The sequence below is a fragment of the Bacillus sp. P4_E1 genome (assembly GCF_056401715.1).
Map to the genome: position 1 here is coordinate 1 of NZ_JBFUIV010000024.1, position 15167 is coordinate 15167.

Annotated in this window: 19 protein-coding genes and 2 pseudogenes; 13 read left to right on the forward strand and 8 right to left on the reverse strand. The window is 35.2% G+C overall.

Annotation, left to right across the window (positions count from 1 at the left end; all coding sequences use genetic code 11):
- Positions 1-185 (reverse strand): annotated as a pseudogene (locus AC1DS7_RS24720) (IS6 family transposase); the annotation flags it as partial.
- 302 nt (positions 186-487) lie between these two features.
- Here AC1DS7_RS24720 and AC1DS7_RS24725 point away from each other — a divergent pair.
- The 5 genes and pseudogenes from AC1DS7_RS24725 to AC1DS7_RS24745 all read left to right on the forward strand — a co-directional run bounded on the left by AC1DS7_RS24725 (position 488) and on the right by AC1DS7_RS24745 (position 3724).
- Positions 488-1396, forward strand: coding sequence for an acyl-ACP desaturase (locus AC1DS7_RS24725; protein WP_002030281.1), 909 nt, complete (start codon positions 488-490; stop codon positions 1394-1396).
- A gap of 195 nt (positions 1397-1591) precedes the next feature.
- Positions 1592-2053, forward strand: coding sequence for a CarD family transcriptional regulator (locus AC1DS7_RS24730; protein WP_476999275.1), 462 nt, complete (start codon positions 1592-1594; stop codon positions 2051-2053).
- Between the two features lie 545 nt (positions 2054-2598).
- Complete coding sequence (locus AC1DS7_RS24735; protein ID WP_002030278.1) at positions 2599-2745, forward strand: BC1881 family protein; 147 nt, start codon at positions 2599-2601, stop codon at positions 2743-2745.
- Positions 2746-3027: 282 nt separating this feature from the next.
- The gene (locus AC1DS7_RS24740; protein ID WP_002030277.1) at positions 3028-3261 is read left to right on the forward strand and encodes a hypothetical protein; all 234 of its coding nucleotides are present in this window, start codon (positions 3028-3030) and stop codon (positions 3259-3261) included.
- Between the two features lie 238 nt (positions 3262-3499).
- Positions 3500-3724 (forward strand): annotated as a pseudogene (locus AC1DS7_RS24745) (DUF2642 domain-containing protein).
- Between the two features lie 67 nt (positions 3725-3791).
- Here AC1DS7_RS24745 and AC1DS7_RS24750 read toward each other — a convergent pair.
- Positions 3792-4067, reverse strand: coding sequence for a hypothetical protein (locus AC1DS7_RS24750; protein WP_002166150.1), 276 nt, complete (start codon positions 4065-4067; stop codon positions 3792-3794).
- 277 nt (positions 4068-4344) lie between these two features.
- Between AC1DS7_RS24750 and AC1DS7_RS24755 the strand changes: the two genes are divergently transcribed.
- Positions 4345-4608 carry a hypothetical protein gene (locus AC1DS7_RS24755; RefSeq protein WP_002030276.1) on the forward strand — a complete coding sequence of 88 codons (264 nt, stop codon included), beginning with the start codon at positions 4345-4347 and terminating at the stop codon, positions 4606-4608.
- A gap of 135 nt (positions 4609-4743) precedes the next feature.
- Here AC1DS7_RS24755 and prsA read toward each other — a convergent pair whose 3' ends face one another.
- Positions 4744-5601 (reverse strand): peptidylprolyl isomerase PrsA, encoded by an 858-nt coding sequence (gene prsA / locus AC1DS7_RS24760; RefSeq protein WP_002030275.1) that lies wholly within the window; start codon positions 5599-5601, stop codon positions 4744-4746.
- Positions 5602-5731: 130 nt separating this feature from the next.
- On the reverse strand, positions 5732-5863 hold the full coding sequence (locus AC1DS7_RS24765; RefSeq protein WP_001120851.1) for a DUF3941 domain-containing protein: 132 nt from the start codon (positions 5861-5863) through the stop codon (positions 5732-5734).
- A gap of 100 nt (positions 5864-5963) precedes the next feature.
- On the opposite strand from AC1DS7_RS24765, the gene AC1DS7_RS24770 reads away from it, so the two are divergent.
- Positions 5964-6821: a YitT family protein gene (locus tag AC1DS7_RS24770; protein ID WP_002086999.1), complete on the forward strand. Its 858-nt coding sequence runs from the start codon at positions 5964-5966 to the stop codon at positions 6819-6821.
- Positions 6822-6847: 26 nt separating this feature from the next.
- On the opposite strand, the gene AC1DS7_RS24775 is transcribed toward AC1DS7_RS24770, so the two are convergent.
- The 3 genes from AC1DS7_RS24775 to AC1DS7_RS24785 form a co-directional block, all read right to left on the reverse strand.
- Positions 6848-7045 (reverse strand): DUF3813 domain-containing protein, encoded by a 198-nt coding sequence (locus AC1DS7_RS24775; RefSeq protein ID WP_002011309.1) that lies wholly within the window; start codon positions 7043-7045, stop codon positions 6848-6850.
- A complete protein-coding gene (locus tag AC1DS7_RS24780) occupies positions 7046-7186 on the reverse strand; it encodes a hypothetical protein (protein ID WP_000516816.1) in 141 nt (46 codons plus the stop codon).
- Positions 7187-7291: 105 nt separating this feature from the next.
- On the reverse strand, positions 7292-8101 hold the full coding sequence (locus tag AC1DS7_RS24785) for a Cof-type HAD-IIB family hydrolase (protein WP_002030271.1): 810 nt from the start codon (positions 8099-8101) through the stop codon (positions 7292-7294).
- Between the two features lie 490 nt (positions 8102-8591).
- Between AC1DS7_RS24785 and AC1DS7_RS24790 the strand changes: the two genes are divergently transcribed.
- Positions 8592-8771, forward strand: a complete 180-nt coding sequence (locus tag AC1DS7_RS24790) for a YjzC family protein (RefSeq protein ID WP_002086997.1) — start codon at positions 8592-8594, stop codon at positions 8769-8771.
- 173 nt (positions 8772-8944) lie between these two features.
- A complete protein-coding gene (clpB, locus tag AC1DS7_RS24795) occupies positions 8945-11545 on the forward strand; it encodes an ATP-dependent chaperone ClpB (RefSeq protein WP_262449978.1) in 2601 nt (866 codons plus the stop codon).
- Between the two features lie 33 nt (positions 11546-11578).
- Here clpB and AC1DS7_RS24800 read toward each other — a convergent pair whose 3' ends face one another.
- The gene (locus AC1DS7_RS24800; RefSeq protein ID WP_001211111.1) at positions 11579-11761 is read right to left on the reverse strand and encodes a YjzD family protein; all 183 of its coding nucleotides are present in this window, start codon (positions 11759-11761) and stop codon (positions 11579-11581) included.
- 155 nt (positions 11762-11916) lie between these two features.
- Between AC1DS7_RS24800 and AC1DS7_RS24805 the strand changes: the two genes are divergently transcribed.
- From AC1DS7_RS24805 to fabH, 4 genes are all read left to right on the forward strand, one after another.
- A complete protein-coding gene (locus AC1DS7_RS24805) occupies positions 11917-12651 on the forward strand; it encodes a lipase family protein (protein WP_002030268.1) in 735 nt (244 codons plus the stop codon).
- Between the two features lie 29 nt (positions 12652-12680).
- Positions 12681-13553, forward strand: a complete 873-nt coding sequence (locus AC1DS7_RS24810) for an NAD-dependent epimerase/dehydratase family protein (RefSeq protein WP_215588822.1) — start codon at positions 12681-12683, stop codon at positions 13551-13553.
- A 64-nt stretch (positions 13554-13617) separates the two neighbouring features.
- Positions 13618-13794 carry a ComZ family protein gene (locus AC1DS7_RS24815; protein WP_002011319.1) on the forward strand — a complete coding sequence of 59 codons (177 nt, stop codon included), beginning with the start codon at positions 13618-13620 and terminating at the stop codon, positions 13792-13794.
- Between the two features lie 419 nt (positions 13795-14213).
- Positions 14214-15146, forward strand: a complete 933-nt coding sequence (fabH, locus tag AC1DS7_RS24820; protein ID WP_001100550.1) for a beta-ketoacyl-ACP synthase III — start codon at positions 14214-14216, stop codon at positions 15144-15146.
- Positions 15147-15167: the final 21 nt, after the last annotated feature.

A 15167-nucleotide genomic window follows, 5' to 3' on the forward strand; every position in this document is an offset into this window, starting at 1 on the left:
TCCAATTCAGGACCGTACTGATGAACCCAACGCATAATCGTTGTATGAGAAATGGATAAGCCCCGTTCCTCCATCATTTCCACTAAATCACGAAAACTGAGGTTGTACMGTAGGTACCATCTTACCGTTAACAAAATAATATCAGGCTGATAATGTTTCCATTTGAATAAATTTTCCTTTTCCATACCAATCACGCACCTTCTTTAGATTAGTAGTATCAGTATGTCCAAGATTTGTAGATTTATTGCACCAGAACCTTCTCTATTTACTGAAGATAGTTTTTTTATTTAGGCTAAGTAACATATCGCATGCCTCAGAACCCCTTTTTATATTATAAAATCATATAAAAATATAGCKCTCTTAAAAAGTTTTGTTACAAATTTGTTATGTTTGACTTAAAAAAAGGAAAGTAATATTTATTTGTAGAAAATTTTTAAGGGTAAAAATAGAATGACTATTTATGATAAGAAAAGGGGGGCACTTATATATGCTAACAAATGATTTAGATTTCCGATTAGAACCACGTTTAAAAGAACTGTATGAACAACATAAAATAAGAGCGCAGAAGATAGACTGGGGTTATCATGAGTTTTTACCATGGGATAAGGGAATGGACTTTAAAAGAGTTCCTTGGGATGAAAGTCAAGTTACTCTTCCTTCTGGTGTAATTACGGCYATTGARACAGCTTTATTAACAGAAGTGAATTTACCATGGTTTACAACGTATTTATCKGCGACYTTTAAAGGATCCCTTTCTGTTATTACAGACTTTATTCATACTTGGACCTCAGAAGAGGATCAACATTCGAATTTATTGGAGACATATTTACTACTCACTCGAAGTGTGAACCCTAAACGAATACATGATTTAAGAAAGTCAGTCGTTGAGGGTGGATTTGAGCCTGATTTTCATACACCAATCGAAGCAATGACGTATACGACGCTACAAGAACTTGCAACGCTGGTGTTTTATAATAACGTAGCTAAGGTTTCAAGTAAGCATGATCCAGATCTTGCTACATTATTACGTCGTCTCGCCAAAGATGAGACTCTTCATTATGCGTTTTATCGAGACGTCATTCGAACACATTTGGAATTAGAACCTAATTATTGCTATCATATTGCCAATGTGATTAAGAATTTTAAAATGCCAGGTGCCGTCATGCCTGATTTTGAAAATAGAATGGCTGTGATTGCAAAAGAAGCGAATTATGGACCACTACAATATTTTGATCAAGTACTTGATGTAGTRGTTGATTATTGGGGGTTAAAAGACTTACGACCAATTGCACCTTTAGCTGAAAAAGCAAGAATTGAGATTTTGGAATACCACACAAGATTGAAAAAAATACGGGATCGATTTGGTCGTTTTCAAGGGAAAACTGATCTACGTTAATGAGTAGAGATTTCTGAATATAAGCGGGGGAATCTGACACACTCCCTATTGTTTTTGGGGTGTTTTTTACTTAATTTAATTTTTGTCAAAAAAGTAGTTGACGATAAAAACGATTTTATGATATTATAAAATATTTGATAAAAAATCACATATATGTTAAGGTTGAGAAGGTTACCATATATGGAGGTGGATTATATGTTTCAAATTGGCGATAACATTGTTTATCCAATGCACGGAGCAGGTATAATTGAAGCCATAGAAGAAAAAGAATTCTCAGGAAAAAAACAACAGTATTATGTTATAAAAATGTCGATCAGTAATATGCAAGTCATGATTCCTATGGGGAAAATATTAAGTTCGAGTATACGCCCAGTTACTGATATACTTGCATTAAAACACATTATACAAATTTTTCAGCATGGAGAATCAGATAAATTATTGCCGTGGAAACAAAGGTATAAAGTGAACACGGACAAAATAAAAACGGGTGAAATACAAGAAGGTGCTGAAGTTGTACGTGATTTAATGCGTATGAAGAAAGAAAAGGCACTTAATACAAGCGAAAAAAAAATGTTGGATAACGCACATGAATTTTTGATTAGTGAACTRGGWTTAATTAAAGGRATCACTGAAAATCAAWTAAAAAGTTTCTGTTAAGRTTCATTATAGATAATGTATTACATCCCCCGRAAATATCCTGAATTTTTCGGGAATATGATKATTATTAAAAGTAAATCATTTCAAAGACATTCAACTTCTTYAACTCACTTTTAGAGTAGGAACCTCTTTTGTTATTACTTCAATCTAATCCATYTTTATTTTTAAATTTCTTTTACGAACGTTCGAAGTTTCATCAAATAACTCGATTAAATAGTCACTTGATTTTGCAATCCTGATTCACACTGGCACGGACAAGGAGCCGTAAGGATGAAAGAGAGGTAGGGCTTTCATTGTTTTAGGTAATATACTATCTAAGTCATTATTTCTAGAAGAAAAWAMAATCAATCTCACCGCTATCTTTAAGAATTTCTTACATCTACTGAGACAGTGAATAGTAATTGTTTATCTTCTTTACGTAAAATTGATAAGCGAACTGGTAACACCATATGGTTAACTACAAAAAATGGTTTCCAGACCAGGAAACCACTTTTAATTTTATTTACATAACAATAGTAAATTAAGCAGTAAGAAGGAGTGCACACATGAAAAAAATGTTAACCAAAGAATTAAGTAAAGAATTAAAGAAGCAGGAAGGGGTCATTTCTATTACAGTTGAGCCTTATGAAAAAATCGAAGTTGGTGGAATTCGTGTAGATGGACCAGCTGTTATTCTAATTAATCAAGAATAGCTAAAAATAGTTGAATGCACGAAGAAAAGGATCAGCCTTTAAGAGAAGGGAGGATCCTTTTTGTTTGCTGCAGCTAATATGGGGTACACATAATTTTCATCTGATGTGTTGGGGTTAATAGGAAGGAGAGGGTCGGGATTATCATAGTGGAAAGCTTAACATTGGTAGGATTTCTTTTCATGTTATATACATTAGTTGCTAAAAAAACAAACTAATTATTTAAATGGACAGATTTTTCTTTTTAAGGTCGGAATTTATTTTATAGTGAAATGGATAATTTAGATGGATGCAAGGAAAGAACGCATAAAATACGAGGAAATGTCAAAGAATTATGACTGTATTTATTTAGTTTCGTTTATCTTATTAATTGTGCTTGTTTGTAGTAGTGTGATTATCATAGGAGCTACAGGGGGGAAATATGGAGTGTTTTTATTGTTAACAATTTTACTTAACGCACGTATTACTAAAGAATCTCAAAAAATGTATGAGCACTATTCTAATAAAGGGCGTATTTAAAATGATACATATCTTGAAAGGAACAGCCTGGATGTACATTCAAAATATCCCCATATCATCACCTATTAACTAGTAAAAGTAACCTTATATAAATAATTTTTTAGCAATTTAGGAATAGAAAACGCACCTTATTAAAATGTTAGTTTCGTTTTTATAATGAAATATCCTTCTAGTATAGTTATAAGATTTATATCATATATTAAGAGGGAAAATGTAAGTTAGAAAGGAGTCCTATAGAATGAGTTTTTTAGAGGCAAATGACTTTAGTGAACAAAATATGGTAAGTGTACCTAATCCCTACGTATATTAGACATTACAATCGGTAATTGGTAAACATGTGGTTATTGAAGCTGTAAGAGGTAATGTAAGAGGAAAGTTAAAGAATGTGAACCTGCTCATTGAAGATAAGGTGCCGCATATTGTACGTATTCAACAAATTGTATGGATTATGCCAAAACAATGATCAAATTACATCTAGTTTGATTTATAACCGATTGGCGTCATAGACGCCCAAATAAAAATACAGGGTTTTATCTCTGTGTTTCTTCAAATTTTCGTTTTTGAATATATGCTTGAGCATGAATGATTTCTTCCTGAAGTGCTTCTAATTCTTCCGTAGATCCTGATTCAATCCTCATATAAGTAGTAACTAAACTAATCATCATATCCATCTTCTCTACTATATTTTGAATGACCTGTTCAGATTGCTCTTTTTTAGGGTGTTGTATTGCTATTAATACATTTTCCATATAATTGTTCTTTCTTTGCTGGATATCATAAATAAACTGTTTTGTGTTTGAGTTCATTTGTTGTTCCTCCTTTTGGAGATATTTTCATTCTATCATATTTGAATAGAAAATATTGGATTCCCCTAAATTCACACCTGTCTCGTATATCTCCACAAATATACAAACTAATTCCTTAACGTACAGGGAATAAATTGAAATACGTCAATTTAATGTCTAAATGTACAGTTTTCTTTTTTGGGTATGGTGCCCCCTAATAGCTTCAGTTGAATTTTGTATGCTTTTGTTACAAGAGATTAAGAAAGAATAGATGAGATATTGAAACGGAGGTACGGAAGTGCAAGATAATGTACTTGAACAATTAATAAACCGTCTTTCCATAGTATGCCCTGAAAAAGAACGTGAAATATTAGCGGTGGATTTAAATGATATATATGAGAGTAGTGAAAGATTCGAAAAATTGCTTGAAAATATTATGAAATCTCAGCAAAATAAAGACGACTTAATAGATATATTAATTGAAGTAGAGATAGAACTAGATCACATCAATTGGCATTATAAAAGTCTGAAGAAAAAGCTGAAAGTATTAATGAAAGAATAAAAGAAGTAGGCTGCTCAAGCAGCCTACTTCTTTATGTTGTTAATTTTCGTCGGTAAATCGATATATTCGAAAAAATGCCGATACAATCTCATTTACCATCATGCATACTGTTCAAAAAGTTTGCACCCTCGTTTTTTATTTACCTTTCCCAAAAAGATGAGAAAATGTATCTTTCAAGTCACTATCGTTTATTTTAATATCCGCCTTTTTTAATTCATCTTGTAATAATTTTTGACCGAAGGAAGGGTCGGCGAGACGTTCTTCTTCTAAGTCTTTACGTATAGAGTCTTTCACTTTATCGTAAGGTTGTAAATCTTTTTTATCAGTTAGTTTAATAATGTGATAGCCGTTTGGTGATTTTACGGGATTGCTAATTTGGCCGGGCTTTAATTTGTAGGCAGCTTTTTCAAATTCAGGTGTCATTTTTCCTGCCCCGAAGTATCCGAGGTCTCCGCCATTATCTTTTGATGCTAAATCTTGAGATTCTTGTTTTGCTAATTCTTCAAATGAAGTGCCGGTATCTAATTTCTTCTTTATCTCTTTCGCTTCATTTTCGTTACTTACTAAAATGTGACTAGCTTTAATTTCTGGTTTATAGTGGTCTTTCACATCTTTTTCTGTAACGCTTTGTTTAATCGCTTCATTCAATGCAAGTTTGAATTTAATTTGATTTTTGAAATCTTCTTCATCTTTTAAACGATTATTTTCTAGTGTTGCTTTGAATTGTTCTCCATATTGATCTTTTGCTTTTTCTACTTCTTTATCTACTGCATCATCAGATACTTTATATTTTTTAGTAATAACATCTTGTGCTACCATTTCGTATAGCGTATCTTTTCCGTATCGATCTTTCAATTGTTTTTCGAAATCGCTCTTCGTAATGGTTGAGTTTGTTGTTGTAGCGATTGTGGCCGAGTCATTTTTTTGTCCGCAAGCAGATAGCATTAATATACTTATTAGTGCAGTGATAATGAATGTACTTTTTCCTTTCATGCTAACACCTCATCCGAATATGTTATCGCTATTGTAGAATATAGAAGTGAACATGAAGTGAATTTTTAATGTTTTTTCCCTGTAAAATGTAAAAAAAGTACATCAACATTAACGTTGATGTACGATGTAATCAAAGGTGATCGGTTTTCTTAGAATATGCACGTTTTCCTTGCTGAATATTTTTTTGCTCTTGTTCATTTTTTTGAGTGCGCTTTGCATTATTGTCGCGTGCTTTTTTGTCGTTATCGCTAGTATGTGGCATATGTATCAACTCCATTTCTAAACGTTGTATGTTTATCATTTCCTTTTTCGTAAAGACTATGTATAGCGGTGCATTCATGAATACTAAAGGTGGATTAGAAATGGATTTGAAGCTGAATTATACTGAACTTATTAAGAAGTTAGTCGTTGTAATTATTGCGGGTTTATTAAATGCGATTGGGATGAATTTATTTTTAACACCAGCGAAAGTGTATGCGAGTGGTTTTGCTGGATTGTCTCAATTATTGTCACAAATATTAGGTGACTTTTTATCTATTCATATATCTACGGGGGTATTGTTTAGTTTGTTTAATATTCCTGTCGTTATTTTAGCGTGGAAAAAGGTTGGGAAGGCCTTTACATTTTTTAGTTTTCTTTGTGTTGTATTTATGACTTTGTTTTTAGAAATTATCCCAGTTAGAGCGGTTTCGCACGATATTATATTGAATGCGATTTTTGGTGGTATTATTTCAGCGATTGGGGTAGGGGTTGCTTTAAAGTGGGGGGCTTCTACAGGTGGTCTAGATATTATTGCCATGATTTTATCAAAAATAAAAGATAAGCCTATCGGCACGTATTTTTTCTTCTTTAATGCACTTATCATTATCGCCGCTGGCTATGTGTATGGATGGGAAAAGGCATTATATACTTTAGTCACTTTGTATGTATCAACGAGAATTATTGATGCGATTCATACCCGTCATGTGAAGATTACGGCATTAATTGTTACAAAGAACGGGGCAGATGTGCGAAAAGCGATTCACTCTCGCTTAGTGAGAGGGATTACAACTATACCAGCAACAGGTGCTTATACAAATGAAAATAAAGAAATGTTAATGATTGTTATTACTCGTTACGAGTTGTACGAATTAGAGAGGGTTATTAAACAAGTGGACCCAGGTGCATTTACAAATATACTGCAAACGGTCGGTGTGTTTGGATTGTTTAGAAAAGATTAAAGAGGACCAAAGCTGGTCCTCTTTTTTTAATGCGAATTCGTAATGTTTTGCAATTGCTCCTGCATTTCACGTAGCTGAACTTTTTCAGCAGTTGAAGAGTTTGCATAAGCAGAGTGCAAAGAGTTTTTTGCTCTATAAACGAGTTCCTGTTGTTCAGCGCCACTTGAACAAGAAACGGCACTTGAAACAGCGTCTCTAGCTTGTTGGAATAGTAAGTTCCCCATTTAAACCCCTCCAAATGAAGAGTTACTTCTCGCTTTTTCTGCCTCAGCTAATGTACCTCTGTACGGGAATCTTGCATCATGCTTCATAACAGCATCGGCTCCTTGCTGGATAAAACGTTTTGATTTGTTCTTTTTACCCATTCGAAAAACCCCCTTTATTTAGCTGAAAACAATTGACGCGCTGACTTTTGCGTCTAATAATAGTATGAGCGTTTGGCGAGAAACTATAAGCAGGGAATTTTTAGATTATAATCCAAGAACCTCTTCTAAATATAGAGCGATACCATCTTCTTCATTCGTTAATGTCGTATGATTTGCAAGTGATTTTAATTCAGGAATCGCATTACCCATTGCGATTCCATGACCAGCAAATTCGATCATTTCAAAGTCGTTATCCTCATCACCAAAAGCGATAATTCGCTCTTTAGGAATGTTATAATGGCCTGAAATTTTTTGTAATCCGACAGCTTTATTTAATCCGCTTTTTACAATTTCAATAATTGGCCAAGGTGCACCCCATTTTCTATGGTCGATGACTTCAGCATGCATATCTGTTAAATGTTGGCGAATTGCAGCAGAATGCTCGTCATGTGCATCGATTAATAAGCAAGTTGGATGGTCGTTTAAAATATTTAATAAATCTCCTGTGAAAATCTTTGGAGAACCGAATTCAAAAATATGTTTTTTATCTTCATCAATTTCACGGACATACACATCATCGATGACTTCAGCATAGACATTTTTCACGCCGAAATCAAAGCAAGCTCGGACGATTTCTTGCGCTGTTGAAAGTTCAAGAGGAGAGTGATGTGTTCCCCAACTTGAATCAAGAGGGTGATGCACGTAAGCTCCATTAAAGTTTACGATTGGTGTGTTAAGGCTAAGTTCTTTATAATAATCGTAACTAGCGCGGAATGGACGCCCTGTTGAAATAACGACAATATGTCCTTGTTCTTTTGCTTTTGCAATTGTGTTTTTCGTTCTTGGAGAAATTATTTTGTTGTCTGTTAATAAAGTTCCGTCTAAGTCTAATGCGATTAAATGTTGTTTGTTCATAATTTCACCTCTTATAATAAATTTTTTGATTCTATCTGTATTTCCGTTTTTAATATGCAGAAATAAGAGGTTAGACTGGGTGAAACTACTGTAGATGAAAGTTTCACTATATATCCATCTTACGTCGCGAAGCGCTGTGGTGTCTACTATTTCTCGTTGGAAATTAGGGAAAGTCAATATCTTTTTAGAAAGTTCAAACAATGTTTCTTTCATTATGTACAATTTGTGAAAAGGGTTACATTGTTTGAATGATGCGACTTATAATGAACATGTAATCTTCTCGTATATGTTTGACTCTCCTTTGAAACTGGCCTAAAGTAGGTTGGTTTCTTTTTTTTTAACAAATATGCCAATAATTCCTGCTTAAGCTTGTGTAATTATATATATGTACATGGGTAAACCGTAGTACTTGTTTCCTAAACATGACAGAAAAGCTTTCTTTTAAAATGGATATACTAATGAGGCAAGACGTCATGGAAGGAGAATGGAAATGGGACAAAATCGCAGGTTTCGTTCAGGGCAAAAGGCGCCAAATGATGGCATTTACGTAGAAATTGGTGAAACGGGAAGTATGGTGAAAAATCCGCAAATGGTACAATTAACTGCCGGTGAAAAGTTTCCAGAGAACGCAAATCATAACCGTCAGTGGACATATAAAAGAAAACCGTAACAGAAGCCGCAATCGTTATTGCGGCTTTTTTGATTAGGAAAATGAATGTTATTTTTTTCTTTTTCCAATAATAAGTTTGAAAATACATAAGCAAAATTATTGTATAAAAAAGTCAGTTGGCGTATAATCAAATCAAAGGTCAAAGAAAGTCAAACATTTGGAGGACTGTAAAGATGGACTTAAATCAAATGACAACGAAAACACAGGAAGCGATTATGAGTGCTCAATCTTTAGCGGTATCTCATCATCATCAAGAAGTAGATACTGTTCATCTATTGCTTACGTTATTAGAGCAACAAGACGGATTAACGGTACGTATTTTTCAAAAAATGAATGTCGATATAGAAGCGTTAAAGCAAGGTGTAGAAAGTTTAATTAAGAAAAAGCCTTCTGTAACTGGAAGCGGGGCAGAGGCAGGGAAATTATATGTAACAGGTGCTTTGCAACAACTGCTTGTAAGAGCAGGAAAAGAAGCGGAGAAATTGCGAGATGACTACATTTCAATCGAACATGTATTACTTGCTTTTTCTGAAGAAAAAGGCGATATAAATCAATTATTCGCAAAATTTTATATTACGAAAGATAACTTATTACAGTCTTTAATGACAGTTCGGGGGAATCAAAGAGTGACTAGTCAAAATCCAGAAGCAACTTATGAAGCGTTAGAAAAATATGGCCGTGATTTAGTGGCTGAAGTAAGAGCGGGGAAAATTGATCCTGTAATTGGCAGAGATAGTGAAATTCGCCGCGTGATCCGCATTCTTTCACGCAAAACGAAAAATAACCCCGTTTTAATCGGAGAGCCAGGTGTTGGTAAAACAGCAATCGTTGAAGGATTAGCGCAGCGTATTGTGAAAAAAGATGTCCCAGAAGGATTAAAAGATAGAACAATTTTCGCTTTAGATATGAGTGCACTTGTGGCCGGAGCAAAATTCCGCGGTGAGTTTGAAGAACGTCTGCAAGCTGTATTAAATGAAATTAAAAAGAGTGAAGGTCGCATTTTATTATTCATTGATGAACTTCATACAATCGTCGGCGCTGGTAAAACAGAAGGAGCGATGGACGCGGGAAATATGTTAAAACCAATGCTAGCGCGTGGTGAACTGCATTGTATCGGGGCAACGACATTAGATGAATACCGTAAATATATTGAGAAAGATCCAGCGTTAGAAAGACGTTTCCAACAAGTGTTAGCAGAAGAGCCAACTGTTGAGGATACAATTTCCATTTTACGTGGTTTAAAAGAGCGTTTTGAAATTTATCACGGTGTAAATATTCATGATCGCGCGATTGTAGCGGCATCTGTTTTATCAGATCGATATATTTCGGATCGTTTCTTGCCCGATAAAGCAATTGATCTTGTTGATGAAGCTTGTGCAACAATTCGAACAGAAATTGATTCTATGCCAACAGAACTAGATGAAGTAACGCGCCGCATTATGCAGCTGGAAATTGAAGAAGCTGCTCTTGGGAAAGAAAAGGACTTAGGTAGTCAAGAGCGCCTAAAAACATTGCAACGTGAATTATCGGATTTAAAAGAAGTTGCAAGTAGTATGAGAGCGAAATGGGAGAAAGAAAAAGAAGACATTCATAAAGTGCGTGACTTACGTGAGCATTTAGAGCGCTTGCGCCGTGAGTTAGAAGAAGCAGAAGGAAATTACGATTTAAATAAAGCAGCTGAGCTTCGCCACGGGAAAATTCCAGCTATCGAAAAAGAGTTAAAAGAAGCGGAAGAGATGGGTGCACATAATAAACAAGAGAATCGCTTATTACGCGAGGAAGTAAGTGAAGAAGAAATTGCAGACATTGTTTCAAGGTGGACTGGTATTCCTGTCGCAAAACTCGTTGAAAGTGAACGTGAGAAATTATTACGTCTTGAACAAATTTTATCAGAGCGTGTTATCGGTCAAGAGGAAGCGGTAAGCCTTGTATCAGACGCAGTACTTCGTGCTCGCGCTGGCATTAAAGATCCGAATCGTCCAATTGGTTCATTTATTTTCTTAGGCCCTACAGGTGTTGGTAAAACTGAGCTTGCAAAAACGTTAGCGCAAACATTATTTGACAGTGAAGAGCAAATGATTCGTATCGATATGTCTGAGTATATGGAGAAACACGCAGTGTCACGCTTAATTGGAGCGCCTCCTGGATATGTTGGATATGAAGAAGGTGGACAATTAACAGAAGCAGTAAGACGTAAACCATATTCTGTTATTTTGTTAGATGAAATCGAAAAAGCACATCCAGAAGTATTCAACATTTTATTACAAATGTTAGACGATGGCCGCATTACAGATTCACAAGGACGTACAGTAGACTTTAAAAATACGGTTATTATTATGACTTCAAATATTGGATCTGCTCACTTATTAGAAGGGCTAGAAGAAGATGGTTCTATTAAAGAAGAGTCAAGAGAACTTGTAATGGGACAATTAAGAGGACATTTCCGACCAGAATTCTTAAACCGTGTCGATGAAATTATTTTATTCAAACCTCTTACAAGGAATGAAATTAAAGGTATTGTTGATAAGATTGTACAAGAATTACAAGGGCGTTTAGCAGATCGCCACATATCATTAGAATTGACGGAATCTGCAAAAGAATTTGTTGTAGAAGCTGGATTCGATCCGCTGTACGGAGCTCGTCCGTTAAAACGATACGTACAGCGTCAAGTTGAGACGAAATTAGCGAGAGAATTAATTGCAGGAGCGATTACTGACAATAGTCACGTAGTGGTTGATGTAGAAAATAACGAATTAGTCGTGCGTGTGAAGTAAAAAAAGAGTTCGGATAAAATCCGGACTCTTTTTTTAGTGTTGTTCTACTGGCTCGTTTGGAATCGCAGCTGCAATCGCTAATACTAATACCGCAAGAACAACTGAGAAAATAGAAGCTTGGTTAAAATCGTATGTACCGCCAGTCATAGAGCCGATTACGTAGCTCATCATATGTACAAGTGCGAACGACCAAATTAATGCCCAAATGAAACGCATATTTTACACCTCTATTCGTTCAATCTGTCCTTATTGTAACACAATTGAAAAAAGAATATAGAAAAATATTTGTAGATTTTTCAACGCAAATTTGCATTCTGTTCATACATTATAAAGAGTACTTTTATACGTTTAGAAAATAAGGCGGGGGAAAAATGAGTATTACGGAACGTTTTTTTTACTTAGAAAAAGAACCATGTGTAATTTATTTACCGGAAAAGCCAAATGGATTTTCTGTTATGCTCCTAGGAGATTATAACTATTTTATTGAGAATGGTACAAGTTTATGGACACAGCATGCAGGGAGAGCTTATTTTTTACAGGGCCTTATTGAAAAAGGCTATACGGTCTTTTCATCTAACTTATACGGAAGGCATTGGGGGAACGATCGAGCTGTTCGTCTTGCAAAACGTTTGTATGATGTCGTTCTAAGAAAAGAGACATTGAATGCGAAAATGCACATTATGGCAGATGGTATGGGAGCGCTTGTAGCACTGGAGATGATGAACAAATACCCTGAATGTATACGTTCTGTCGTTATGTTAAATCCGTGTTTAGATTTACCAGAATATGTGGATTTTGAGAAAGAGCATAAGTTTTTTTACAAAAGATTAGTGAAGGAATTAAGTTTGGCGTATGATTCCAAAGAAGAAGAATTAGAATCAAAAATAAATAAGAAATCATTTGCGCTTCTGCCATCTTGTGTACCTGTTAAAGTTTTTGTCTCAACACAGGAAAAAAGAGGAAGAAAACAATTGTTACGTAAATACGAGAAAATGAGGCAATTCAATCAATGCGATACTTCTGTTTTATTCCATCTGCAAGATGTGAAATATAAAATGGTTAGACAAACGACTGATTTCTTTAAAAAATATGAAGAAGAATTGTGAAGCTCCCATATACATAAATGAGGAGCTATTTGTTTCAAGGGGAAAGGGTTGGTGGTATGAAACGCGTGCTGATTATAGGTGCACTTACGTTTGTAGGTTATCACCTTGTGAATAAAATGATTGCAGAAGAAGTAGAAGTATATGGTCTTGATTTTGATGAATTTGATAGTATGACAAAAATTAATGAAGAGAAATTATTGTTGATTGGGCGGAATGCGTTATTTACGTACTATTCTATAAGGGATGAAGACGGATGGCGATCGGTAGAGGATGAGAGTTTCGATACAGTTTATTTTTGCTTGTATGAGCCGAATCAGCAAAGTGGATTTCGGAATGAAAGGGTCATATTACAATATTTAAAACGAATCGTAAGGATGTGTGAAAAAAATAAAGTAAAGTTAAATCTAATTTCTTCTATTGAAATAGGAAGCACTGAAGAATCCGAAAACAAACATCTATTTTCGAAAGTGGAAGAAGGGTTGAAAAAAGGCGAATTACAATATAGTGCATATCGAGTTCCTACATTATATGGGCCATGGCAACCGTCGTTTATGATGTATCATCAGCTTATTTTATCAGAACTTGATGAAAAAGAGTGCCGTTGTATAAATGGAGAAAAAGGAAGTGATTTACTTTACGTTGAAGATGTATGCGAATATTTATGGGAAAATGGAATGAATGTAAAACACCTCGGTATATATAATTTACTTAGTGGAAAAGAAGAGTTATGGGAAAAGGGTATGAGTCTTTTACATGCAGATGATAAAGTAAATAACAAAAATGTGGAAGTAAGAGATGAAGCTGTAGAGGTTATTTCTATTCAAAAAAATACACCAGTAGAATTCGGTTTAAATAAACAATTGGCACATATGAAAAAATATAAAGAGTTATACGAAGGGTAGCATGCGTGTTACACTATTGTATGGATAATTGATTGAAAAGCTTTAATGGAGAGGAAGAGATTACATGAACGAAAAAAGTATGCAATTTTTACAAATCGCAATGAAGCATTTACCAGAAGCAAAGGCAATTTTAGATTCTAATGGAATTGCACTTGATATGGAGAAAGCACAGCCGGTGTTAGAGCTATTGATGAAAGTAATGGGCGAAGCATATGAGCTTGGGAAAGCAGATAAAGAATAAAAAAACCTTCTTTTTTGATGGAAGAGAGGCTCGAACCGTGGATAGAAGCGGTTGGGGCCTTTTTTTGTTTCGAGTGGAGTGAAACCTGAGGGATGATGAGGCTAAAGGGGAAGGTCTTAGTTTTGAAGGGAAAGCAGATAAAGAATAAAACCAAACCCTTCTTTTTTGATGGGAGAGAGGCTCGAGCTGTGGATAGAAGCGAAAAGGGCTTTTTTTGTTTCGAGCGGAGTAAGGTCAAAAGTATTGGGAAGTTTATCTTTTGAAAGGATAGGAATTTTTCTGTTTCTTTTAATGAAAAATAAAGTTAGTAATACGCTGTCTTATTTTTTTTAGCTGAAATATATTCTAGACAAAAGTACATTTATGTTTTAAAATTAGTACCAAGTCATAATAATTGATATAAAACGGAGGGCTGCGATGTGAACGTGGGCATTTTAGGGATCGGAAGATATGTGCCAGAAAAAGTAGTCACAAATCACGATTTAGAGAAAATCGTAGATACATCTGATGAATGGATTCGTACGAGAACGGGAATTGCAGAAAGACGCATTGCCGATGATACAATAGATACTTCATATATGGCGGTAGAGGCTTCTAAAAAAGCACTTGAAGATGCCGGGATTAGCGGAGAGGATATCGATCTTATTTTAGTGGCAACAGTAACGCCAGATCGCGCATTCCCAGCAGTAGCTTGTGTAATCCAAGAAGCAATTGGCGCAAAACACGCAGCCGCAATGGATTTAAGTGCAGCGTGTGCTGGCTTTATGTACGGAATGATTACAGCGCAGCAATTTATTCAAACGGGAACTTATAAAAATGTATTAGTAGTTGGTAGTGACAAACTATCTAAAATTGTAGACTGGAACGATCGAAATACAGCAGTACTATTTGGGGACGGAGCAGGTGCTATCGTAATGGGAGCTGTTTCGGAAGGAAAAGGTGTACTTTCTTTTGAATTAGGAGCGGACGGAAGTGGCGGTAAGCATCTTTATCAAGACGAGTATGTTATGATGAACGGCAGAGAAGTCTTTAAATTTGCTGTTCGCCAACTTGGTGATTCCTGTCTTCGCGTGTTAGAAAAAGCGGGACTTACGAAAGAGGATGTGGACTTCTTAGTACCACATCAAGCGAATATTCGTATTATGGAATCTGCAAGAGAAAGATTAAATTTACCGAAAGAAAAAATGAGTATGACAATTGAAAAGTTCGGTAATACATCGGCTTCTTCAATTCCAATTGCAATGGTAGAGGAATTGCAAAATGGACGTATTCAAGATGGTGATTTAATTATACTAGTCGGTTTTGGCGGCGGGTTAACATGGGGAGCAGTAGCTCTTCGTTGGGGTAAATAAGGACTGAGAGAAAAAAAGGAG